The organism is Sphingomonas sp. UYP23, assembly GCF_054059235.1.
Genome location: NZ_JBSSBX010000001.1, coordinates 1,160,087 through 1,183,407, shown reverse-complemented (window position 1 = coordinate 1,183,407; position 23,321 = coordinate 1,160,087). Strand labels below are relative to the sequence as shown.

At 66.7% G+C, this 23,321-nt stretch carries 18 protein-coding genes; 10 read left to right on the top strand and 8 right to left on the bottom strand.

The genetic code is table 11. The features are described 5' to 3' along the window. Positions 1-61 precede the first annotated feature (61 nt). Entirely contained in the window at positions 62-757 is a 696-nt protein-coding gene (rnc, locus tag ACVWYO_RS05895) for a ribonuclease III (RefSeq protein WP_457349191.1), read from the bottom strand. Further along, positions 754-1,590 (bottom strand): signal peptidase I, encoded by an 837-nt coding sequence (gene lepB / locus ACVWYO_RS05890; RefSeq protein WP_457349190.1) that lies wholly within the window; start codon positions 1,588-1,590, stop codon positions 754-756. Before lepB ends, rnc begins: the two co-directional genes overlap by 4 nt. Before the next feature lie 116 nt (positions 1,591-1,706). On the opposite strand from lepB, the gene pgi reads away from it, so the two are divergent. The 3 genes from pgi to gorA are packed head-to-tail and all read left to right on the top strand — an operon-like array spanning position 1,707 to position 4,978. Then, positions 1,707-3,197 carry a glucose-6-phosphate isomerase gene (gene pgi / locus ACVWYO_RS05885; protein ID WP_457349189.1) on the top strand — a complete coding sequence of 497 codons (1,491 nt, stop codon included), beginning with the start codon at positions 1,707-1,709 and terminating at the stop codon, positions 3,195-3,197. Continuing rightward, positions 3,197-3,583 carry a DUF4174 domain-containing protein gene (locus ACVWYO_RS05880; protein WP_457354885.1) on the top strand — a complete coding sequence of 129 codons (387 nt, stop codon included), beginning with the start codon at positions 3,197-3,199 and terminating at the stop codon, positions 3,581-3,583. The genes pgi and ACVWYO_RS05880 overlap by 1 nt, the downstream gene beginning before the upstream one ends. A 45-nt stretch (positions 3,584-3,628) precedes the next feature. After that, the gene (gene gorA, locus ACVWYO_RS05875; protein ID WP_457349188.1) at positions 3,629-4,978 is read left to right on the top strand and encodes a glutathione-disulfide reductase; all 1,350 of its coding nucleotides are present in this window, start codon (positions 3,629-3,631) and stop codon (positions 4,976-4,978) included. Positions 4,979-5,104: 126 nt separating this feature from the next. Here gorA and ACVWYO_RS05870 read toward each other — a convergent pair whose 3' ends face one another. Then, positions 5,105-5,533, bottom strand: a complete 429-nt coding sequence (locus ACVWYO_RS05870) for a hypothetical protein (protein WP_457349187.1) — start codon at positions 5,531-5,533, stop codon at positions 5,105-5,107. Positions 5,534-5,676: 143 nt separating this feature from the next. Here ACVWYO_RS05870 and thrS point away from each other — a divergent pair, with 143 nt between their 5' ends. The 3 genes from thrS (at position 5,677) to ACVWYO_RS05855 (ending at position 11,486) form a co-directional block, all read left to right on the top strand. Beyond that, positions 5,677-7,695 (top strand): threonine--tRNA ligase, encoded by a 2,019-nt coding sequence (gene thrS / locus ACVWYO_RS05865; RefSeq protein ID WP_457349186.1) that lies wholly within the window; start codon positions 5,677-5,679, stop codon positions 7,693-7,695. A 198-nt stretch (positions 7,696-7,893) separates the two neighbouring features. Further along, the gene (gene infC, locus ACVWYO_RS05860; RefSeq protein ID WP_037492586.1) at positions 7,894-8,418 is read left to right on the top strand and encodes a translation initiation factor IF-3; all 525 of its coding nucleotides are present in this window, start codon (positions 7,894-7,896) and stop codon (positions 8,416-8,418) included. Positions 8,419-8,660: 242 nt separating this feature from the next. Then, the gene (locus ACVWYO_RS05855; protein WP_457349185.1) at positions 8,661-11,486 is read left to right on the top strand and encodes a TonB-dependent receptor; all 2,826 of its coding nucleotides are present in this window, start codon (positions 8,661-8,663) and stop codon (positions 11,484-11,486) included. A gap of 82 nt (positions 11,487-11,568) precedes the next feature. Here the strand turns inward: ACVWYO_RS05855 and ACVWYO_RS05850 are convergent, their stop codons facing one another. From ACVWYO_RS05850 to ACVWYO_RS05840, 3 genes are all read right to left on the bottom strand, one after another. Further along, positions 11,569-11,970 (bottom strand): VOC family protein, encoded by a 402-nt coding sequence (locus ACVWYO_RS05850; RefSeq protein ID WP_457349184.1) that lies wholly within the window; start codon positions 11,968-11,970, stop codon positions 11,569-11,571. Positions 11,971-12,069: 99 nt separating this feature from the next. Further along, positions 12,070-12,519: a YaiI/YqxD family protein gene (locus ACVWYO_RS05845; protein ID WP_457354883.1), complete on the bottom strand. Its 450-nt coding sequence runs from the start codon at positions 12,517-12,519 to the stop codon at positions 12,070-12,072. Positions 12,520-12,587: 68 nt separating this feature from the next. After that, the gene (locus tag ACVWYO_RS05840) at positions 12,588-15,332 is read right to left on the bottom strand and encodes a [protein-PII] uridylyltransferase (protein ID WP_457349183.1); all 2,745 of its coding nucleotides are present in this window, start codon (positions 15,330-15,332) and stop codon (positions 12,588-12,590) included. Positions 15,333-15,408: 76 nt separating this feature from the next. Between ACVWYO_RS05840 and ACVWYO_RS05835 the strand changes: the two genes are divergently transcribed. Together ACVWYO_RS05835 and ACVWYO_RS05830 are read left to right on the top strand one after the other, a co-directional pair. After that, complete coding sequence (locus ACVWYO_RS05835) at positions 15,409-16,296, top strand: ion channel (protein WP_457349182.1); 888 nt, start codon at positions 15,409-15,411, stop codon at positions 16,294-16,296. Positions 16,297-16,363: 67 nt separating this feature from the next. Then, positions 16,364-17,056 carry a GNAT family N-acetyltransferase gene (locus ACVWYO_RS05830; protein WP_457349181.1) on the top strand — a complete coding sequence of 231 codons (693 nt, stop codon included), beginning with the start codon at positions 16,364-16,366 and terminating at the stop codon, positions 17,054-17,056. Positions 17,057-17,071: 15 nt separating this feature from the next. On the opposite strand, the gene mutS is transcribed toward ACVWYO_RS05830, so the two are convergent. Next, on the bottom strand, positions 17,072-19,645 hold the full coding sequence (gene mutS, locus ACVWYO_RS05825) for a DNA mismatch repair protein MutS (RefSeq protein ID WP_457354881.1): 2,574 nt from the start codon (positions 19,643-19,645) through the stop codon (positions 17,072-17,074). 113 nt (positions 19,646-19,758) lie between these two features. Continuing rightward, positions 19,759-20,511, bottom strand: coding sequence for an SDR family oxidoreductase (locus ACVWYO_RS05820; RefSeq protein ID WP_457349180.1), 753 nt, complete (start codon positions 20,509-20,511; stop codon positions 19,759-19,761). Between the two features lie 99 nt (positions 20,512-20,610). On the opposite strand from ACVWYO_RS05820, the gene ACVWYO_RS05815 reads away from it, so the two are divergent. Then, positions 20,611-20,997, top strand: coding sequence for a winged helix-turn-helix transcriptional regulator (locus tag ACVWYO_RS05815; protein WP_457349179.1), 387 nt, complete (start codon positions 20,611-20,613; stop codon positions 20,995-20,997). 60 nt (positions 20,998-21,057) lie between these two features. Next, complete coding sequence (locus tag ACVWYO_RS05810) at positions 21,058-23,316, top strand: NADP-dependent malic enzyme (protein ID WP_457349178.1); 2,259 nt, start codon at positions 21,058-21,060, stop codon at positions 23,314-23,316. The last annotated feature ends 5 nt before the right edge of the window (positions 23,317-23,321 follow it).

Sequence of the window (23,321 nt, the reverse complement as noted above, 5' to 3'; positions counted from 1 at the left end):
GCGCGGATTTGTTCGCGTCTAAAAGATCCTAACCCGTTCGTCCGATGCCTGTCGAAGGCCGTTACCCGCGGCCCGCCTGCCGCACCGTCTCCAACAACGCCGTCGCGGCCGCCGTCTCGGCCTCCTGCTTCGAACTTCCCTCGGCCTCGGCTTCAGCAAACGTCCCGATCAGCGCCTTCACGCGGAAGCGTGGCGCGTGGTGCGGTCCCGAGCGCTCTACCACCTCGTACGCCGGCGCCTTGCGGTTGTGCGCCGCGGCCCATTCCTGCAACGCCGATTTGGGATGCTGCGGTACGGTCAGTTCGCGGCTCGCGCGGTCGCCCCAGGCGGTGCGGATCGCGGCGCGCGCGCCGTCGAGCCCGGCCTCGCGGTAGAGTGCCCCGATCAGCGCCTCCATCACGTCGCCGAGTACGTTGTCGCTGTCCGACGCGCCGTCGTCGCGCGCCTGCTTGCCGAGCTTCAATTGCGCCGCGACGCCGAGTGAGCGCGCTACATCGGCGCACACCGCGCCCGTCACCAAGGCATTGAAGCGCTTCGACAGCGCGCCTTCGGGCTCGTTCGGGAACAGCTCGAACAGCCATTCCGCCATCACCAGCCCGAGCACGCGGTCGCCGAGGAATTCGAGCCGCTCGTAATTTGCCTTGGCCTGGCTGCCATGCGTCAGCGCGCGCTCGAACGGCGCGATGTCGCGCGGTGTATGGCCGAGGCTCGCGGCGATCCAGGCGCTGAGGCCCCCGTCACTCCGATCTGCGCTCAAAAGCCTTCCCCGATCCGGCTCCAGCGTGCCGCCGAGAACCACGTCCAGGGGAGCAGCCAGTTGGCCGAGCCGTCGGTCGAGAAGAAGGAGAACACCGCCTTGCCCTCGATCCGCTCCATCGGAACCATCCCCATGCCCTCGGGCGGATCGAAGCGGCTGTCGCCGCTGTCGTCGCGATTGTCGCCCATCACGAAGACGTGGCCGGCGGGGACGTTGTAGACGCCGGTTTCGTCGGCGTTGATCTGCTCGCCGCGGTCGAGCACGGCGTAGCTCTTGCCGTTGGGCAGCGTCTCGCGGAATTGCTGGTAGCGGCAGATCGGCTTGCCGGCCGCCCCATTTGCTCGAGAAACGTCCTCGAACTCGGCGGGACATTCGCTGCCGCCGGGGTAATTGGGCGAGAGCGGGATCGTGAAGTCGGCGATCTTGACCTTGGGTACGGGCTTCCCGTTGAGGATCACCTGACCGTGGCGCATCTGCACACTGTCGCCGGGCAGGCCGATCACGCGCTTGATCACGTCATGGTCGTCGCCCGGAGGGCCGCGGAACACGACGACGTCGCCGCGCGCCGGATCGCGCCCGAGGATCCGCCCCGGGATCAGCGGCACGCCCCAGGGCAGCGACCAGCGCGAATAGCCGTAATTCCATTTCGAGACGAACAGATAGTCGCCGATATAGAGCCGCGGCAGCATCGACTGCGACGGGATGCTGAATGGCGCAAAGACGAAGCTGCGAAACACGAACACGACGATCGCGAGCTTGAGGAAGAAGACGAGCGTTTCGCGCGTCTCGGATGTGCGTGGGGGTACGTCGCGGAGCGGTATCGGATCGGCCATAGCGCGCGGTTTGGTGCTGCGGGCCCACATCGTCAAGCTGGTGGTTGTAATGCCGCCCCGCTAGGGCGATTTAGCGCGGGAATCGTTTCCTGCCCCACGACCGAAGAGGTGCCTGAATGTCTGCCGACTGGACCGCGATCGAGGCTCTGCCCTCGCTTAAGCTCGAGACGCTGTTTGCGGAGGACGCCAACCGGCTCGAGACGTTCAGCGCCGACGTCGCCGGGATCCACTTCGACTGGTCCAAGACGCATCTGACGACCGAAGCTGTCACCGCGTTCGAGGCGCTCGCCAAGGCGCAGGACCTGCACGGCAAGCGCGAGGCGTTGTTCTCGGGTAAGGTCATCAACGTCACCGAAAACCGCTCGGTCACCCACGTCGCCGAGCGCGGCGAGGGGAGCGAGGAGGACAATGCCAAGGCCGCCGCGCTCCACGCACGGATGCGCGCGCTGATCGACGCGATCGCGGCGGGCGCGCTCGGCGACATCCGCCACGTGCTCCACGTCGGCATCGGCGGCTCGGCGCTCGGGCCTGACCTGCTGGTCGATGCGCTGGGGCGTGAGGATACCGCGTACGATGTCGCGATCGTCTCGAACATCGACGGCGCCGCGCTCGAGGAAGTGTTCAAGAAGTTCGATCCGACCGCGACGCTGCTGGTGATCGCGTCGAAGACCTTCACCACCAAGGAAACGCTGACCAACGCCGATTCGGTGCTGCAGTGGATGGGTGAGGCGGGCGTCGAGGATGCCTATGGCCGCGTGATCGCGCTCACCGCCGATCCTGACAAGGCGGTCGAATGGGGCGTCGACGAGACGCGCGTGCTGCCCTTCGCCGATTCGGTCGGCGGGCGCTATTCGCTGTGGTCATCGATCGGTTTCCCGGCTGCGATCGCGCTCGGTTGGGACAATTTCGCCGAACTGCTCGAGGGCGCGGCCGAGATGGACCGGCATTTCCAGCACACCACGCTCAGCCAGAACGCGCCCGCGCTCGCGGCGTTCGCCGACCTCTATTACACGCAGGTTCGCCACGCCGAGACGCGCGCGACCTTCGCCTATGACGAGCGGCTGCGGCTGCTGCCGTCGTATCTCCAACAGCTCGAGATGGAATCGAACGGCAAGGGCACGACGATCGACGGCGAGGCGCTTGATCGGCCGAGCGCGGCGATCACCTGGGGCGGGGTCGGCACCGATGCGCAGCATGCGGTGTTCCAGTTGCTCCATCAGGGTACGCATCTGGTGCCGGTCGAATTCGTCGCGGTGATCGAGCCGGGCGATACGCTGTCCGAGGATCACCATCGCCAGCTGCTGCTCAACGCGTTCGCGCAGGGTGCGGCGTTGATGAAGGGCCGTCCCAACGACGATCTGGCGCGCAGCTATTCGGGCGACCGGCCGAGCTCGACGATCCTGATCGAGGACCTCGATGCGCGCACGCTGGGTGCGCTGATCGCCTTCTACGAACAGCGCGTGTTCGTGAGCGGCGTGCTGCTCGGGATCAATTCGTTCGACCAGTTCGGCGTCGAACTCGGCAAGGAAATGGCCAAGGCCGCCGATGCGGGTGACCAGGCGTTCGACGTGTCGACCACCGACCTGATCAAGCGCGCGTTCGGGTGATGCTGCTCGCGGCGGCGCTAGTGGCAGCATCGGGGGCAACGGCGAGCGTTGCCGAGATGCGGCATCAGCGCCGCGTGCTGATCGTCGCCGCGCCGAGCGAGGCCGATGCGCGGCGCACTGCGCAGCGGGCCGCGCTCGATGGGATGCCGAAGGAGCTCGACGATCGTGACGTCACGGTCGTCGAGATTACGGGCGATACCGTGCGTGGGGCGAAGGACAGTGCGGCGGCGCTTCGGACGCGCTGGCGACTGCCCAAGGCGGCGTTCGGCATGGTGCTGGTCGGCAAGGACGGCCATGCCGCCTTGCGTCGCGCCGAGCCGATCGACCGCGCCACATTGGTCGCGACGATCGATGCGATGCCGATGCGCCGCGCCGGGCAACGATAATGATGAGCGACGGTCCGCCGATGGGCGGCCGCAAGAGGACACGACATGGCTGAGTATGACTACGACCTTTTCGTCATCGGTGCGGGCTCGGGCGGCACGCGCGCGTCGCGCGTTGCGGCGGCACACGGCGCAAAGGTCGCGGTGGCCGAGGAATATCGCGTCGGCGGCACCTGCGTCATCCGCGGCTGCGTCCCCAAGAAGCTGCTCGTCTATGGCGCGCATTTCGCCGAGGATCTGAAGGACGCCAAGCGCTTCGGCTGGGACGTGCCGGAAAATCTCGGGTTCGATTGGGCCCGGTTGCGCGACAATGTGATGGAAGAGGTCGACCGGATCAACGGCGCCTATACCGACACGCTGACCAATAACGGCGTCGATATCATCCTCGATCGCGCGACGGTGACGGGGCCGCATTCGGTCAAGCTCGGCGACGGGCGCGAAGTCACCGCGGGCAAGATCCTGATCGCGGTCGGCGCGACGCCGATCGTGCCCGAATGCCCGGGGCATGAGCTCGGCATCACGTCGAACGAGGTGTTCCATCTCGACGCACTGCCCAAGCGTGTGCTGATCGCGGGGGCGGGCTATATCGCGAATGAATTCGCCGGGATCTTCAACGAATTCGGTTCGAAGGTCACGCTCATCAACCGGACCGACGTGATCCTGCGCGGCTATGACGAATCGATCCGCGATCGCCTGCTCCAGATCTCGATGATGAAGGGGCTCGATTTCCGCTTCAACGCGGCGTTCCGCGGGATCGAGCAGCAGCCCGATGGCTGCCTGCGGGTGTCGATGACCGGGCACGAGCCGATCGACGTCGATTGCGTGCTGTTCGCGACCGGTCGGTCGCCCAATACCGAAGGGCTTGGGCTGGAGAGCGCCGGCGTCGAGCTCGACGACAAGGGTGCGATCGTCGTCGATCCCGACAACAAGTCGACCTGCGACAGCATCTATGCGGTCGGCGATGTGACCAACCGTGTCCAGCTGACCCCCGTCGCGATCCGCGAGGGGCAGGCGTTCGCCGACACGCTGTTCGGCAACAAACCGCACCGCGTCGATTACGAGAACATCCCGTCCGCCGTGTTCAGCCATCCGCCGATGGCGGGCGTCGGCCTGACCGAGGCGCAGGCCAAGAACAAGTTCGGATCGGTGAAGGTCTATATGTCCGACTTCCGCCCGATGAAGAACGTGCTGGCGGGCCGCAACGAGCGCGCGCTGTACAAGATGGTGTGCAACGCCGAGACGGGTCAGGTGCTCGGGCTCCACATGATCGGGCCCGATTCACCCGAGATCCTGCAGGCGGCAGCGGTCGCGGTGAAGGCCGGGCTGACCAAGGATGCATTCGACCAGACCGTCGCGTTGCATCCGTCGATGGCGGAAGAGCTGGTGCTGCTGCGCTAGGGGTCGTTCGCGCGGCCACCCCCATCTCCGTCACCCCGGGCTCGTCCCGGGGTCCACCGGGATGCATGCACTGACGGCTCAGCTCGCGCGGCACGGCGGGCCCCGGCACAAGGCCGGGGTGACGGGTTAGGCGGCGCGTGCGAACACCGCCGGTCTTTCATCATCATTGGAGGGCGGAGCGGCCTTGCGCGCGCTCCGCTGCCGCCGAGCGCGCGGGGCGCGCCGCGGTGCGAAGCGGGCGACGAGGGCGCGCCAGCCGATACTGCCGCGCGTCGCGGTCGCGACCACGACCGTCGTCACCACGATGTCGATATAGGTCGAGATGTCCCACATCACGACGATCGTCGCGAGATCGAGCGGGCCCATCACCGCGAGCGCTTCGACGCCGATGGTCAGGAGAAGCGTCATGAGGACGAGGAACACGAGGTGCCGGCGTTCGACCTGGCGCACCGCGTCGAACGTCGCGCGCACCATGCGGTCCAGCCAGCGTGCCGCCGCGGTCTCGGGAAAACCCCTGAGCACGACCATCACAAAGAGCAGCAGACCCGTCAGCATGATATTCCCCCTTATCCCGCGGACGAGATAAGGGGCCCATTGCCGCCATACCAGTCCCGGGGATGACGGCGCGCTTGCACGTGGCTATATCGGCGCTCCCGGCCTAGCCGCCGGTTCCTATTGTCCCACGAAAGACCGCGATAATGTCCGCCATGTTCCGCATCACGCTGCCCGACGGTTCCGTCCGCGAGGTAGCCCCGGGAACTACCCCGGCCGATGTGGCCGCCGCGATCGGTCCCGGCCTCGCCAAGGCCGCCATCGCCGCGCGGATCGACGGCGAGCTGCGCGACATCATGCGCCCGTTCGAGGGCGACACGCAGCTGGCGCTGGTGACGTCGAAGGACGAGGCCGATGCGCTCGAACTCGCGCGCCATGACTTCGCGCACGTGCTCGCCGAAGCGGTGCAGCACCTGTTCCCGGGCACGCAGATCACCTTCGGCCCCTCGACCGACGACGGCTTCTATTACGACTTCGCGCCCCCCCGAATCGATGGCCGGGATCGCCCGTTCACCGACGAGGACCTTCCCGCGATCGAGGCCGAGATGCGCCGCATCATCGCCAAGAACGAGCCGCTGATCCGCGAAGTGTGGAGCCGCGCCGATCTGATCGCGCGCTGGCAGGCCGAGGGCGAGACCTTCAAGGCCGAATGGGCCGCCGAGCTCCCCGAGGGCGAGGAACTGACGGTCTACAAGGCGGGCAACGGGCCCGGTGCCTGGCTCGACATGTGCCGCGGGCCGCATCTCGCCTCGACCGGCAAGCTCGATCCAAACGCGTTCAAGCTGACGCGCGTCTCGGGCGCATACTGGCGCGGCGACCAGAAGAACGCGATGCTGAGCCGCGTCTACGGCACCGGCTGGCTCAACAAGAAGCAGCTCGATGCGCATCTCACGATGCTCGAGGAAGCCGGCAAGCGCGATCATCGCAAGATCGGGCAGGAGATGGACCTGTTCCACCTCCAGTCCGAGGCGCAGGGCTCGGTGTTCTGGCACCCCAAGGGCTTCATCCTGTGGCGGCAGCTCGAAGCGTATATGCGCCGCCGGCTCGACGCGGCGGGCTATGCCGAGGTCAAGACGCCGCAGCTGATGGACGCGCGCCAGTGGGAACAGTCGGGCCATTGGGGCAAGTATCGCGAGAATATGTTCGTCGTTCCCGACGAGATCCCCAATACCGAGGATGACGCCGCGATCTTCAGCGGCACCGCCGACCTGATGGCGCTGAAACCCATGAACTGCCCGGCGCACGTGCTGATCTTCCGCCAGGGGATCAAATCGTATCGCGACTTGCCGATCCGCATGGCTGAATTCGGCTGCTGCCACCGCAATGAGCCGCATGGCGCGCTCCACGGCATCATGCGCGTCCGCCAGTTCACGCAGGACGACGCGCACATCTTCGTGCGCGAGGATCAGCTTGTCGAAGAGGTCCAGCAATTCTGCGAGCTGCTCGACAGCGTGTACCGCGACCTCGGCTTCGAGGATTATGCGGTCAAGCTCGCGCTGCGGCCCGAGAAGCGGTTCGGCAGCGAAGAGATGTGGGACACGGCCGAGGATGAACTGCGCAAGGCGGTGCTCGGGTCCAGCCTCAGCGAGTCGATCAAGGCGAAGTTCGAGGAACTGCCGGGTGAGGGGGCGTTCTATGCGCCAAAGCTCGAATTCCATCTGACCGATGCGATCGGGCGGACGTGGCAGGTCGGCACGATCCAGTCCGACCGCGTGCTGCCCGAGCGTCTCGACGCGTCGTACGTCGGCGCGGATGGCGAGCGGCATCGCCCGATCATGCTCCATCGCGCGATCCTCGGCACGTTCGAGCGCTTCATCGGCATCCTGATCGAGCACCACGCCGGGCGCTTCCCGTTGTGGCTCTCGCCCGTACAGGCGGTGGTCGCGACGATCGTGTCCGACGCCGACGATTACGCACGCGAAGTGGCCGAGAAGCTCAAGGCCGCGGGAATTCGCGTCGAAACCGACCTGCGCAACGAAAAGATCAACTACAAGGTGCGCGAGCATTCGCTGGCGAAGGTCCCGAACCTGCTGGTAGTCGGCAAGCGCGAGGCCGAGGAGGGCAAGGTCGCGCTGCGCCAATTGGGCAGCGATCGCCAGCAATTCCTGACGCTCGACGACGCAATCGCGATGCTCACCGAAGCCGCCAAGGCCCCCGATCTGTAACGGCGCCGATCCCGCACGACTGTCACCCCGGCCGTGCGCCGGGGGGCACGTCTCGCTTCGAAAGCGGATCGTGGTGCACGGTGGACCCGGGCACAAGGCCCGGGTGACGAAGATGCGCGAGGCCACCTTTCGTTTTGCCCGAAAAACCCCTATATCGTCTCTGAAACAATCGCAGGAGCTACACCTATCCGACCCCCGATGACCCGCCAGGCGCCGCCAATGAATGGCCCTCGCTTCAACGAATTCATTGTATCGCCCAAGGTTCGCGTGATCGACCAGGACGGTGAGAACCTCGGTGTCATGTACACGCGCGAGGCGATGGAGCAGGCGCGCGAGGTCGGTCTCGACCTGGTCGAAGTGTCGCCCAACGCCGATCCGCCCGTCGCCAAGTTCCTCGACGTCGGCAAGTTCAAGTACGAGGCGCAGAAGAAGGCGAACCTCGCGCGGAAATCGCAGAAGACGCAGGAGATCAAGGAGATCAAGATGCGTCCCAACATCGATGACCACGACTATGACACCAAGATGAAGAAGGTGCTCGAGTTCATCGACGAGGGCGACAAGGTCAAGATCACGCTGCGCTTCCGTGGCCGTGAATTGAGCCACGGCCAGCTCGGTATGGTCCTCCTCCAGCGCGTCCAGGCCGATGTGGCGGAAACCGCCAAGGTCGAGGCCTATCCGCGTATGGAAGGCCGTCAGATGCTGATGGTGCTCGCGCCCAAATAAGTCCTTAATGGCTACCTTTGCCGGGCTGGCCGACGCCTCTGCGCGCCGGCCCGGTGCGTTTCCCCGCTTTACGTAACGTCACCCCATTCTTGCTGCACTGCGGCGAACGGGCCGGTGTGGCCATACTACATCACCCATCTTCTAAATCGTGTTTCTCGCGGGCTTTTTGCTTTACGCTCAGCCCTGCGTAGCTAATCAGAACGACAATACCCAAAAAACGAAAAACGTTGGAGAGTTCTGAAATGCGCAAAACCGCGTACTTGTTGTCGGTCGCTGCCGTCGCGATCTCGGCCCCTGCCTTCGCCCAGACCGCCCCCGCCACCACTCAGCAAGATGCGCAGGCCGGAACGCCCGCCACAGCGCCCGCCGCCACCCAGGATGCGAATGCGGGCGACATCATCGTCACCGCAACGCGCCGCTCGGAGCGCCTGTCGAACGTGCCGATCGCGGTCTCCGCAGTCGGGCAGGAAGCGCTGCAGAATTCGGGCGGCTCGGACATCCGTGCGCTCAATCAGCTCGCGCCGTCGCTGCTCATCTCCTCGACCGGCAGCGAATCGAACGCCTCGGCGCGCATTCGCGGCGTCGGCACCGTCGGCGACAACCCCGGCCTCGAAAGCTCGGTCGCGGTGTTCATCGACGGCGTCTATCGCAGCCGCACCGGCGTTGGCCTCAACGAACTGGGCGAGATCGACCGCGTCGAGGTGCTGCGCGGGCCGCAGGGCACGCTGTTCGGCCGCAATGCCTCGGCCGGCCTGATCAACATCATCACCGCGTCGCCGAAATTCACCTTTGGCGGCTATGGCGAAGGCACGTACGGCAATTACGACCAGAAGCGCCTCGCCGGCGGGGTGACCGGACCGATTACCGACACGCTCGCCTTCCGGCTCGACGGCGTCTACGTCAATCGCGACGGCTTCTACCGCACCGTCAATCCGGCGAACGGCACCGAATCGCGGGTCAACGATCGTAACCGTTACTTCGTCCGCGGCCAGTTGCTGTTCAAGCCGACCGCCGACCTCAGCTTCCGCCTGATCGGCGATTATTCGCACCGCAACGAGAGCTGCTGCGGCGCGACCTATTACGGCCAGAAGCAGACGACCGATCCGACGCCGGACGCGGCGGCGGCCAATGGCGCCGGCGTCAATGCCGATCGCGCCGTGTCGGTTACCCCGGCCAATCCGATCGTCGACATCCTGCGGCGCGCGGGCGCCTATTATCCGCTCGCCGGCAACACGCCGGGCACCTTCAACCGCGAAGTCGCGATCACGCCGGGCCAGACCTATCGCAACACGACCGTCGATTATGGCGGCTCGCTGCAGGCCGACTGGAATCTGGGCGGCGCGACGCTGACCTCGATCACGGCATACCGTGAGTACAAATCGGGCAATGCCGGTGACGTCGACTACACCAATGTCGACCTGACGCACCGTGCGGCCGACGGCAACGCGTACCGCCAGTTCCACACCTTCACGCAGGAAGCGCGCCTCCAAGGCTCGGCCTTCGGCGACAAGCTCGACTGGCTCGTCGGCGGTTTCTACTCGAAGGAGAACTTGCGGGTCGTCGATAACGCCGTGTTCGGTGCGCAATATGGCGAGTTTGGCGCGTGCCGTCTGGTCGCCAATATCAGCCAGAACGCCGCGCTGCAGAACAACACCGCGCCGGGCTGCTTGTCGGCAACCGGTCGCGCGACGATCACGGGCGCGTTCGGCGCACTCGCACCCGCCGTGCTCGGTGGGCTCGATCGCCTGACCGGTGGTCCAGGCGTCGGCGGCGGCGTCAACAATGTCGGCGACCAGGGTTCGGTCTATCGCCAGAAGAGCGAGAATTACGCCTTCTTCACGCACAACATCTTCCACATCACCAACACCATCTCGCTGACGCTCGGCGCGCGCTACACGCACGAAGCCAAGAATTTCAGTGCGAACTTCAACAACACCAACACCGTGTGCCCGGTGCAGCAGGCCAATCTGTCGCCGCTGCTCGCCAGTGCGGCGGTTCCTGCAGCCGCCAAGGCCTATATCGGCGGCATCCTGACGCTGAGCTGCACCGGCAACTCGTCGTCGCAGCTCAACACGCTCAACCTGCAGAACAATTTCGGCGAGGGTAAGGTCACCGGCACCGCGGTCCTGTCCTGGAAGCCGATCCCCAGCCTGCTGACCTATGCGTCCTATGCCAAGGGCTACAAGTCGGGCGGTTACAACCTCGACCGTTCGCCTTTGGGTGGCGCGTCGGGCGTGTTCGGGCCGCGCAGCAACGCCGATGCGGCGGGGCTGCGGTTCGCAGCGGAGACGGTCAATAGCTATGAGCTCGGCGCCAAGTTCAAGACGCGCGGCTTCAGCCTCAACGTCGCGGCGTTCCGTTCGGAGTTCAAGAACTTCCAGCTCAACACCTTCAACGGGTCGGTGTTCGTCGTGCAGAACCTCATCGGCTGCTCGACCAGCCTCAACGGCGGCGACACCGACAATCTGGCCGCGACCGGCCAGTGCACTGGCAAGGCGGACAAGCCCGGCGTGATCTCGCAGGGTGTCGAGCTTGAAGCGACGATGACGCCGATCCGCCAGTTCCAGGTGACGGCAGGCTATACCTTCGCCGACACGAGGATCGCGCGCAATCTGGTCGGCAATGCGGCTGGTGCCCCGCTCGATCCGGCGCTGTTCCTGCTGCCCGGCAGCCAATTGTCGAACGCCCCGCGTCATGTCGTCACGACCTCGGCGGCCTGGACTCCCGATCTTGGTTCGAACGGCCTGTCGGGCCTGGTCTATGTCGATAGCCGCATGACCTCCGACTATAACACCGGCTCGGATCTGGCGCCCGAGAAGAAGCAGGACGGCTTTGCGCTGGTCAATGCGCGCGTCGGTATCCGCGGCAAGGATCAGCTCTGGGCGATCGAGTTCTGGGCGCAGAACGTGTTCAACAAGCAGTACATCCAGGTCGCGTTCAACACGCCGTTCCAGGGCGCTGGCTCGTCGGCCAACGTCGCCAATTTCGGCGGGACCGGCAATGCGCTCTACTCGGCCTTCCTCGCCGAGCCGCGCACGTATGGCGTGACGTTGCGCTCGCGCTTCTGACGCTTAGCGCGGTGAGACTGGCGGCCCGCTCCTCGGTGTCGAGGGGCGGGCCGTCGTGTCTCGAAACCGCCCGTGGCGCGGCTCAGCGCACTGTCGGCTGGGGTGGTGTCGTCGGTTCCCACAGTTCGATCGGATTGCCCTCGGGATCGTGGATCCGCGCGAAGCGGCCGATCGCTGGATCGTTCCACGCCTCGTTGGTCAGCACGTCGATCCCTGCCGCGCCGAGCGCGATCGCCAGCCCGTCCAGATCATGGACGCGCAGGTTGAGCATGTAAGGCTTGTCGGGGCTGAAATAGTCGGTGTCGGCGGCGAAGGGTGCGAACACCACCGGACCGCCTTGCGCCTGCCACGCCCACGCGTCGGGCGCCGCGCCCTCGAGCGAGACGCAGCCGGCACCGACCCCGAGATGGCGGCGATACCAGTCGGACAGCGCGTCCGGATCCTTGCTGCGGAAAAACAGGCCGCCAATTCCGAGTACCGGCATCGATCGTTCCTTTCATGCAGTCGCGTGCGGGAATCGATTATCCCGCAGCGATTTACGGCACGTCGGGACGGTCGCCAATCACCGATTGCGCGGTCGCACTCAGCGCGCGCGCAGCAAGCTCGTCAAGGCAAGGTCGAGCGCCGAGAGAAAGCGCGAGCGGTCTTCCTTACGGAACGGCGCGGGCCCGCCGGTTTGCTCGCCGCCGGCGCGCAGATCGGCCATGATCGCGCGCACCGCGATCGCGCTGCCGATCGAGCTGCTGGTAAACGCTTTGCCGGTCGGGCCGATCACCACCGCGCCGGCCTTGAGGCAGCGATCGGCGAGCAGGATATCGGCGGTCACCACCACCGTCGCGGCATGAGCGTGCTCCGCGATCCAGTCGTCGGCGGCGTCGAACCCCGAATCGACCACGACGCGCGAGATCAGCGGATGCACCGGGATGCGCAAATGAATGTTGCTCACCACGATCACGGGGATGTCGACGCGGTACGCGACGCGGTAGATTTCGTCCTTTACCGGGCAGGCATCGGCGTCGATCAGGATTTGCACTAGGGTGGTCACTTCGAAGCCATGCCATGCGGGCGGGCGCGGCGGCAAGCCGTGCGCTTGGACATATCCTACGCCGCGTCGGCCATCCGCTCGCCCGCGGCGGCCGCAAGCAGGCGGCGCTCGATCGTCCGGAGCCGGCTTACCGCGGCGATCTTGTCTCCGGTCAGATCGGTCAGGTAGAAGGTGTCGACCGCGCGTTCGCCATAGGTCGCGACATGCGCCGAGTGGATCGTCACGCGCGACTGGAACAGCGTATAGGCGAGCTGGTGGAGCAGCGCCGGCCGGTCACGCGCATTGACTTCGATGACGGTGAAGCGGTTCGACGCCTTGTTGTCGATCAGCACGTTGGGCGCGATCGCGAAGGCTTCCGCGCGTGGGCGGGGGAGCGGCTTGGCCATCAGCCGGTCGATCATCTTGCCGCGATTGGCGAGCGCGTCTTCGATCGCGTGTTTCAGTCGCTCGAGCTGCGCGGCCTCGTCGAACGGGCGGCCATACGGATCCTGGACGAGGAAATTGTCGAGCGCCATGCCGTCGCGCGTGGTGTGGATTCGTGCGTCGATGATGTTGCCGCCCGCGACACTGATCGCGCCTGCGATGCGGTAGAACAGCCCGGGATGATCGGCCGCGTAGATCGTCACCAGAGTCGCGCCGCGTTCGGGATAGACTTGCGCCGCGATGGAAAGCTGTGCGTCACCCGCGTCGGCGACCAGGCGCGCGTTGCGCGCGATGACATCCTCGGGCTCGGCGACCCAATAGGGTTCGGGCAGTCGGCGGACGAGCGCGTCGAACTGTTCGGGGCTCCAGCCGAGCAACGCGCGCAGCGCGTCTTGCTTGACCGCAACGCGCTCGCTCCGGCCTTTCTGCTTGTGGCCGAGCCGCAGCACTTCCTCGGCCGAGTCGTAGAGCGTCGCGAGCAACTGCCGCTTCCAGCCGTTCCACACGCCCGGCCCGACCGCGCGAATGTCGACGACGGTCAGCAGCAGCAGCAGCCGGAGCCGCTCGGGACTCTGCACGATCTCGGTGAAATCAAGGATCGTCTTGAAGTCCGACAGGTCGCGCTTGAACGCGGTCGCCGACATCAGCAGGTGGAAGCGCACCAGCCAGGCAACAGTCTCGGTCTCGGCCGGGCTCAGGCCGAAACGCGGGCACAGCTTGTGCGCCACCTCGGCGCCGAGGATCGAATGGTCGCCGCCGCGGCCCTTGGCGATATCGTGGAGGAGCACCGCGACATAGAGCGCACGGCGCGAGACGATCTGGTGGAGCAGGACCGTCGCCAGCGGGTGGTCGACCTCGAGATCGCCATGTTCGATCTTCGACAGCAGCCCGATCGCGCGGATCGTATGCTCGTCGACGGTATAATGATGGTACATGTCGAACTGCATCTGCGCGACGACGCGCGCGAAATCCGGAACGAAGCGGCCGAACACGCCGGCCTCGTTCATCCAGCGCAGCACGATCTCGGGGTCGCGCGGGGAGGTCAGCACGTCGAGGAACAGCGCGTTGGCGGTCGGGTCCTGGCGGATGTCGTCGGCGAGCTTCGCATCGCGCGCGGCAGCGCGCATCGTCAGTGGATGGATTTCAAGGCCGTGCTTGTCGGCGAGCGCGAACAGTTCGAGCAGCCGCGTCGGTTTCTCTGCGAGGAAGTCGTCGCTGGGGATGGCGAGCCGCCCGCGGATCACGGTGAAGCCGTTGAGCTTGCGCGGGGATCGGCGGAGCGTCGGCAGTCCGAAGCGCCGCCCGCGTGCGGCGAACTTCTCGTCGAGATGCGCGAGGAAGACCCCCGTCAGATCGCCCGCGGTGCGCGCCTGCAGGAAGTAGAATTGCATGAAGCGTTCGACCTTGGATTTGCCGGGACGGTCGGCAAAGCGCATCCGCTCGGCAATCTCGCGCTGCAGGTCGAAGGTCAGTCGGTCCTCGGCACGGCCCGAGATCGCGTGGAGGTGGCAGCGCACCGCCCAGAGGAAATTCTCGGCGCGGTGAAACTGGCGATATTCGTCGCGGCTGAGCAGGCCTGCCTCGACCAGTTGCGCGGGCTCGCTGACGTTATAGGCGAACTTGCCGATCCAGAAGAGCGTGTGGAGATCGCGCAGGCCGCCTTTGGCTTCCTTGACGTTGGGTTCGACGACATAGCGCGTGTCGCCCATCTTCTTGTGGCGCACGTCACGCTCGGCGAGCTTGTCGGCGATGAACTGGCGCGCGCTGTCGGCCTGGACCTCAGCCTTGAAGCGCCGTGCCGCCTCATCATAGACGGCCTGGTCGCCCCAGACGTAGCGCGCCTCGAGCAAGGCGGTGCGAATCGTCACATCGCTCTTGGCCTGGCGCACCATTTCGTCGAGCGAGCGGCTGCTATGGCCGACCTTCATGCCCAAGTCCCATAGCGCGTACAGGATCGTCTCGATCACTTGCTCGGTCCAGCCGCTCTGCTTCCAAGGGGTGAGGAAGCCGACATCGACATCCGAATAGGGCGCCATCTCGCCGCGCCCGTACCCGCCCACCGCGATGATCGTGATGCGCTCGGCGGCGGTCGGGTTGCTGTTGGGATAGAGCCGCTCGGTCGTGAAATCGTAGAGCAGCCGCAGCAACTGGTCGGTCAGGAACGCCTGGCTCGCGGCGATCTCGAGCCCGCGTGAGGGATGTTCGATCAGCCGCTGCGCTATTTCCTCGCGCCCGGCATCGAGCGCGGCCTTGAGCAGTGCGGTGCCTTGCGCGCGCAACGCCGCTTTGTCGCCATCGAGCGCGGCGAGCGCATCGGCGAGGCTGCGCCGGTCGATGATCGCGCGGCGCTGGGGGACGGATTCGAAGCGGGAAGCCATGCAGCGCAGATAGGGGGTAAGTGTGCGTCCGTCCACGCGACTTGACGTAAGCGCGCGCCTGTCCAAGGTTCGCGCCATGCCCAGATCCCCGCGCCGCCAGATCGTCCAGATGGGCGGCTTCCCCGCCGTCAAGACCGGTGGGCCGTCGCCCTATGGCGATCTCTATTACGGCGTGATGGAGATGAGCTGGCCGTGGTTCATCGCGCTCGTCTCGGCGAGTTTCGTCGCGATCAATCTGGTGTTCGGCACGATCTACGCGCTGCTCCCCGGTGCAATCGGGACGATGCAGCCCGGATCGGTGATCGACGGCTTCTTCTTCTCGGTCGATACGCTCGGCACCGTCGGGTACGGCGTCATGGCGCCGGTGACGCGGCTTGGCCATGCGATCGCCGCGGTCGAGATCCTGATCGGCCTGTTCTTCTCGGCGACGATCACCGGGCTGATCTTCGCGCGCTTCGCCCGCCCGCGCGAAAGCCTGATCTTCAGCGATGTCGCGGTGATCGGGCGCTATCTTGGGCGGCGCGCGCTGATGATCCGCGTCGCCTCGAAACGGTCGCGACCGCTCGCCGACGTCACGGCGCAGATGAGCTGGCTCGAAACAGTGCATCTCGGCGACGGCCGAACCTTTCGCCGGCTGAGCGAATTGCCGCTGGTGCGGAGTCGTAATCCGATGCTCGGGCTGGCCTGGACGCTGGTTCATATCCTCGACGACGACAGCCCGGTGCTCGCCGCGCTGGCGGACGCGAACGATCGCTTCCTGCTGACTTTGTCGATCAGCGGGATCGACACATTGCTCGCGAGCCAGTCGCTCGGCGGCCAGCGCTATGTCCGCGAGACCGTGCTGATCGACCACGAGTTCGTCGATGTCATTAGCGACGAGAATGGCACGACGCATCTCGACCTGCGCGGTTTCCACAAAACGGTGGCGATCGCCGAGCCGGTGCTGACGATCGAGGTGCCGTGAGCGGCGCGGCACCTTTGGGCGCAAGCGCCGGGATGCGCGGCGGCGCGCGTTGTGGTCCAGCGACCGCATGACCGATCCGACGCCCGCTTCCACCCCCCTCGACCGTCCCGTCTGGCACAGCCTCACCGGGCGGCATGCCGCGCTGGCCATCGGCGATGCGCGGGCGGTGCGGTTCCGCCCCGACGTCAATCTGTTCGGTGCCGCCGCCGACGCGTCGCCCGAAGCGCTCGCCGCGCTTGCGGCGTTGGTCCCCGTGCAGGGCGTGCTGGCAACGGTCGGTATCGGCGCGGCGCCGCCGCTGCCAGGGACCGTCGTCGACGCCGAGCGGCGGCTCGACCAGATGGTCGCGATGCAGCTTACCCGCGCCGGCCGGACGATCGACGTCGTCCCGCTTGGCGCGGCCGACGCTGCCGAGATGTTCGAGCTCGCAACGCTGACCGCGCCGGGGCCGTTCTTTCCCAATACCTATCTGCAGGGTGGCTATGTAGGTGTGCGGCGCAGCGGGCGGCTGGTCGCGATGGCGGGCGAGCGGATGAAGCTGCCCGGCTTTACCGAGGTGAGCGCGGTCTGCACGCATCCCGATCATCGCGGGCAGGGCTATGCGCGTGCGCTGATGGAAGCGGTCATCGCGCCGCGGCTCGAGCGCGGCGAGGGCGTCTTTCTGCACCACTATCCGGATAACCCGGCGGTCGCGCTCTACCGGTCGATGGGCTTCGTGCCGCGCGCGGCGATGACGCTGACGCTCTTCGCCCGCGCTTGAACCCGCGAGGGGCCGCTACTCCCGCGCGAGTGCCTTGAGCCGGTAGAGCGTCTCGAGCGCCTCGCGCGGGGTCAGCGCGTCGACGTCGAGCGTTTCGACAGCGGCGCGGATCGCGTCGCATTGCTCTTCCGCGACTTCGAGCGCGGCGGCGAACAGCGGCAGGTCGTCGAGCCCCGCGGCAAGCCCGCCGGTCTTGGCGCGGCCGGCCTCGAGCTTGCTGAGCACCGCCTTCGCGCGGGCGATCGTGGCGGGCGGCAGGCCGGCAAGGCGTGCGACGGCGAGGCCGTAGCTGCGATCGGCGGGGCCTTCGGACACTTCGTGGAGCAGCACAAGCTCGCCCTTCCACTCGCGCGCACGGACGTGGTGGAGCGTCAGCGCGTCGCAGCGCTCGGCGAGGCGGGTCAGCTCGTGATAATGCGTCGCGAACAGGCAGCGGCAGCGATTGTCCTCGTGGATCGCCTCGACCACCGCCCAGGCGATCGCGAGCCCGTCATAGGTCGATGTGCCACGGCCGACCTCGTCGAGGATGACGAAGCTGCGCGGCGTCGCCTGCGCGAGGATGGCGGCGGTCTCGACCATCTCGACCATGAAGGTCGAGCGCCCGCGCGCGAGATTGTCCGATGCGCCGACACGGCTGAACAGCCGATCGACCAGGCCGAGCGTCGCGGCGGTGGCGGGGACGTAGCTGCCGGCTTGCGCGAGCACCGCGATCGCGGCGTTCTGGCGCAGGAAGGTCGATTTGCCGCCCATGTTCGGGCCGGTGACGAGCCACAGCCGCGAGTCTTCGGACAGGCGGCAATCGTTCGCGACGAAGCGCTCGCCGCGCTTCGCAAGCGCATCCTCGACGACCGGGTGCCGCCCGCCGACGATATCGAAACAGGCGTGATCGACCAGCGTCGGGCGCGCCCAACCGCCCTCGGTCGCGCGTTCGGCAAGGCCGGCCGCGACATCGAGCCGCGCGAGCGCATCAGCGGTCGCGGCGACCGCCTCGCGCTTGGCGAGCGCGGCGGCGATCAGATCTTCGAGGTGCGCTGCCTCAGCCGCCAGCGCGTGGGCGCCGGCCTGGGTCACTTTCAGCGCGACCTCGTGGAGTTCAGGCGCGTTGAAGCGGATCGCGCCAGCCATCGTCTGGCGATGGGTGAAGCCGCTCTCGGGCTTCATCAGCGCATCGCCGAAACGCGCGGGCACTTCGATATGATAGCCGAGCACGCCGTTGTGGCGGATCTTCAGCGCGGTGACGCCGGTGCGGCCGCGATAGTCGGCCTCGAGCGCGGCGATCGCGCGACGTCCGCCGGCACCCGCATCGCGCAGGTCGTCGAGGGCGGCGTCATAGCCCGGCGCGATATAGCCGCCGTCCGAGGCGTCGATCGGCGGGCTTGCGACGAGCGCGCGCGTCAGCAGGTCGATCAGCGCGCCGTGACCGCGGAGCGCTGGGGCCAGCTCGCCAAGCAAGGCCGGCGGCTGATCGATCTTGCCAAGCCGCTCGCCCAATCGCCACGCGCCGTCGAGCCCGTCGCGCAATTGCCCGAGATCGCGCGGCGAACCGCGCCCCGCGGCGAGGCGTCCGAGCGCGCGGCCGATATCGGCCATGCTGCGCAGCGTACCGCGCAACGCCTCGCGCAGCCCCGCATCCTCGGCGAGCAAGGTGACCAGATCGAGCCGCGCCTCGATCCGGCCGCGGTCCATCAGCGGCGCGCCGATATCGGCGGCGAGCAGCCGCGCGCCCGCCGCAGTGACGGTACGATCGACCGCGTCGAGCAGGCTGCCCTTGCGCGCGCCGTTGGTGGTCTGCGTGAGCTCAAGGCTCTCGCGCGTCGCCGCATCGATCGCCATCTGCTGCGTCGTTTGCGCCAGGCGCGGCGGGCGCAGGAACGGGATCGCGCCCTTGGCGGTATGGTCGAGATAGGCGACGAGACCGCCTGCCGCCGCAAGCGCGGCGCGGCCGAACTGGCCGAAGCCGTCGAGCGTCGCAACGTCGTACAGCGCCTTCAATCGCGTCTCGCCGCGGCCGCTGTCGAAATCGGCGCGCGGGCGCAGCATCGTCGCCGTGTCGGCAAACGCGGTAGCCTCGGATGCGATCGTTTCGGCCGGCGCAAGCCGCGCGAGTTCAGCACCGAGACTGGCAGCATCGCACTCGATCAGCTCGAAACGCCCGGTCGAGATATCCGCGGCGGCAACCGCGACGCCGCCCGCCGCCTCGCCGATCGCGACGCACCAATTGGCGGTGCGCGCGTCGAGCAACGCTTCCTCGGTCAGCGTCCCCGCCGTCACGACGCGGACGATGGCGCGCGAGACGAGCGTCTTGCCGCTGCGCTTCTTGGCGTCGGCCGGGCTTTCGGTCTGTTCGGCGATCGCGACGCGGTGCCCGGCCTTGATGAGGCGCGCGAGATAGGCGTCGGCGGCGTGGACCGGCACGCCGCACATCGGGATCGGCACGCCGTGATGCTCCCCGCGCGCGGTGAGCGCGATGTCGAGCACCGCCGCGGCGATCCTCGCATCGTCGAAGAACATTTCGAAGAAGTCGCCCATCCGGTAGAACAGCAGGCAATCTGCCGCGTCCGACTTGAGCGCGAGATACTGCGCCATCATCGGGGTTGGAGTGGATGCGGCAGGTGCGGGGGGAGGGGTCAGCGGAGGCGCCATCCCCGTCCGATACCGCCCCCACCCCCGAAAGGAAACCGCCCGCGCGCGGTCCTCGCCCGTCAGTGCGCGGCGTTGAGCCGCGCATAGACGGCGTCGTACCGCCCCTCGCGCTCGGCATCGCGCAGGAATTTGACGCGCTCCACGGTGTTTTCCGGGCCCTCGGGGTTCGCCGCGAGCAAGGCCATCGTCTCGGCGATATAGGCGTCGAGCGGCATCGAATTGAGATCTTCGGCATGCCCCGGCATCAGATCGGTCGCGACCGCGGGCGGCGCGATCTCGATCACGTCGATCCCGGTTTCGGCGAGCTGCGAACGCAGCGCCTGCGACCAGCTGTGGATCGCCGCCTTGGTCGCCGAATAGGTCGGCGTGGCGACGAGCGGGACGAAGGCGAGCCCTGACGAAACCGTCAGGATCGCGGCATCCGCCTGGCTTCGCAGGTGCGCGAGCAGAGCGGCGGTCAGTCGGATCGGGCCGAGCAGATTGGTCGCGATCATCGCTTCGGCGTCGCTCACGTCATACGGTTCGGCGGTGAACGTCTCGGCGCGCATGATCCCGGCATTGTGGACCACGACGTTGAGCGCGGGGTAATCGACGACGATCTGGGCTGCAAAGCGCGCGACATCGGCGGCATCGGCGACATCGAGCATGGCGGTCGCAATTCCCGGCACATCGTGCGCGAGCGCCTCGAGCGGGGCGGCACGGCGCCCGGCGACGATCACCTGGTTGCCGAGGGCGTGAAACTGCTCTGCTAGCGCGCGGCCAATGCCCGATCCGCCGCCGGTGATGAGAAGGGTGTTGCCGGTCATCTTCATGAAAATTCTCCTGCCGCAATGACGTGGACGCAGATATGGGCTACGCTCTCCATTAGAAAGTAGGCACCGAAAGCTGCCATACGCACCTGAAGGAAACCGATGGCTGTCTCGCATGACTATCCCGAGGATCTCGATCCGCGCGTCGAGGCGCTCGTTACCGAAGTGATCGGCCGCGTCGCCGACAAATGGACGATGATCACGCTCGAAGTGCTGACCGAACATGGCGAACTGCGCTTTTCGCGGATCGCGCAATTGGTCGAGGGGATCAGCCAGAAGATGCTGACCCAGACGCTGCGCCAGATGGAGCGCGATGGTCTGGTGATCCGTACGATCCACCCGGTGATCCCGCCCAAGGTCGAATATCGCCTGACCGAACTTGGCCTCACGCTGGCCGAGGCGTTTTGCGGCGTATGGGCGTGGGCGGCGCGGAATATCGACCGAATCACCGCGTCGCGCGCCGCGTTCGATAGCCGCGGCATCGACTAGGGGCGTTCCCATCGCGCCAAACTCTGCCTAAGGCAGCGCCATTCCAGGAGACCGTCCGCCATGTCCGAAGAATCGAACCTTCAGTTTTCCGAGCGCGAAGCGCTGCTGTTCCATTCCGAGGGTCGGCCGGGCAAGCTCGAGATCATCGCCTCCAAGCCGATGGCGACGCAGCGCGACCTCGCTTTGGCCTATTCGCCGGGCGTCGCGGTGCCGGTGCTAGCGATCGCCGCCGATCCGAGCCTCGCCTATGATTACACCGCCAAGGGCAATCTCGTCGCGGTGATCTCGAACGGCACCGCGATCCTCGGGCTCGGCAATCTCGGCGCGCTGGCCTCCAAGCCGGTGATGGAAGGCAAGGCCGTGCTGTTCAAGCGCTTCGCCGATGTCGACGCGATCGACATCGAGCTGAAGACCGAGGACCCCGATCGACTGATCGACGCGATCGAGCTGATGGAGCCGAGCTTTGGCGGGATCAACCTCGAGGATATCAAGTCGCCCGAATGCTTCATCATCGAGCAGACGCTGCGCGCCAAGATGAACATCCCGGTGTTCCATGACGACCAGCACGGCACCGCGATCATCTGTGCGGCGGGGCTCATCAACGCGCTGTTCCTGACCGGCCGCGACATCAAGACCACCCGGGTGGTGATGAACGGCGCCGGCGCGGCGGCGATCGCCTGCGCCGAACTCATCAAGGCGATGGGCCTGCCCAACGACCATCTGACGATGATCGATCTGGGCGGCGTGATCTACCAGGGCCGCGACGACATCAACCAGTGGCAGTCGGCGCATGCCGTCAACACCGCCGCGCGCACGCGCGCCGAGGCGCTGGTGGACGCCGACGTGTTCATCGGCGTTTCGGCGGCGGGCGCGCTGCCAGCGGCGGACCTGATGAAGATGGCGCCCAAGCCGATCATCTTCGCGATGGCCAACCCCGATCCCGAGATCACCCCGCCCGAAGCCAAGGCGGCGCGCCCCGACGCGATCATCGCCACCGGGCGCTCGGATTATCCGAACCAGATCAACAACGTGCTATGCTTCCCGTTCATCTTCCGCGGCGCGCTCGACGTGCGCGCGACGACGATCAACGACGAGATGAAACTCGCCGCGGCGCATGCGCTGGCGGCGCTTGCACGTCAGCAGGTGCCCGAGGAAGTCGCCGTCGCGTACGGCGTGCGGCACACCTTCGGCCCCGATTACATCATCCCCGCGCCATTCGATCCGCGCCTCATGGAAATCGTCCCCGTCGCGGTCGCCAAGGCGGCGATGGATTCGGGCGTCGCGACCAAGCCGATCCTCGATCTCGACGCCTATCGCCAGACGCTCAAGGCGCGGCTCAACCCGACCACGTCGGTGCTGACGCTTGCCTATGAAGGCGCCAAGGCGCATCCCAAGCGCGTGCTGTTCGCCGAGGGCGAAGAGGAAGTCGTGTTGCGCGCAGCGATCGCGTTCAAGGACGGCGGTTACGGCACGCCGGTGCTGGTCGGGCGCGACGACGTTCCCGAGCGGCTGCGCGCGCTCGGCGTCACCGATCCCGACAGCTATGAGCTCCACAACAGCCGCAAATCGCCGCTGGTGCCGCGGATGGTCGATTTCCTCTATGGTCGGCTCCAGCGCCGCGGCTATCTGCGGCGCGATTGCGAGCGGATGATCAATCAGGATCGCAACATCTTCGGCGCGGTGATGCTCCAGCTCGGCGAAGCCGATGCGATGATCACCGGCATCACGCGGACCTATGCGCACACGATGCGCGAAGTGCGCCGCGTGATCGATCCCGAGGCGGGCCGCACGCCGTTCGGCATCCATCTGATGGTCGGCCAGAGCCACACCGTGTTCATGGCCGACACGACGGTCAATGAACGCCCCAGTGCCGAGGAACTCGCCGACATCGCCGAGGGCACCGCGCTCGTCGCCAAGCGGATGGGGCATGAGCCGCGCGTCGCGTTCCTCAGCTATTCGACCTTCGGCAATCCCGAGGGCAATTGGCTCGACGACATTCGCGCGGCGGTGAAGGTGCTGGATGCGCGCAAGGTCAGCTTCGAATATGAGGGCGAGATGGCGCCCGACGTCGCGCTCAACCCCAAGCAGCTCGCCAATTATCCTTTCGCGCGGCTGTCGGTGCCGGCCAATGTGCTGATCCTGCCGGGGCTGCAATCGGCCAACATCTCGGCCAAGCTGCTGCGCGAGCTGGGCGGCGACGCGGTGATCGGGCCGATGCTGGTCGGCATGGAAAAGTCGGTGCAGATCGCGCCGATGACGAGCACCGCGAGCGAGCTTGTGACGCTCGCCGTGCTCGCCGCCGGGGGAATTGCGCGCTGAGTCCC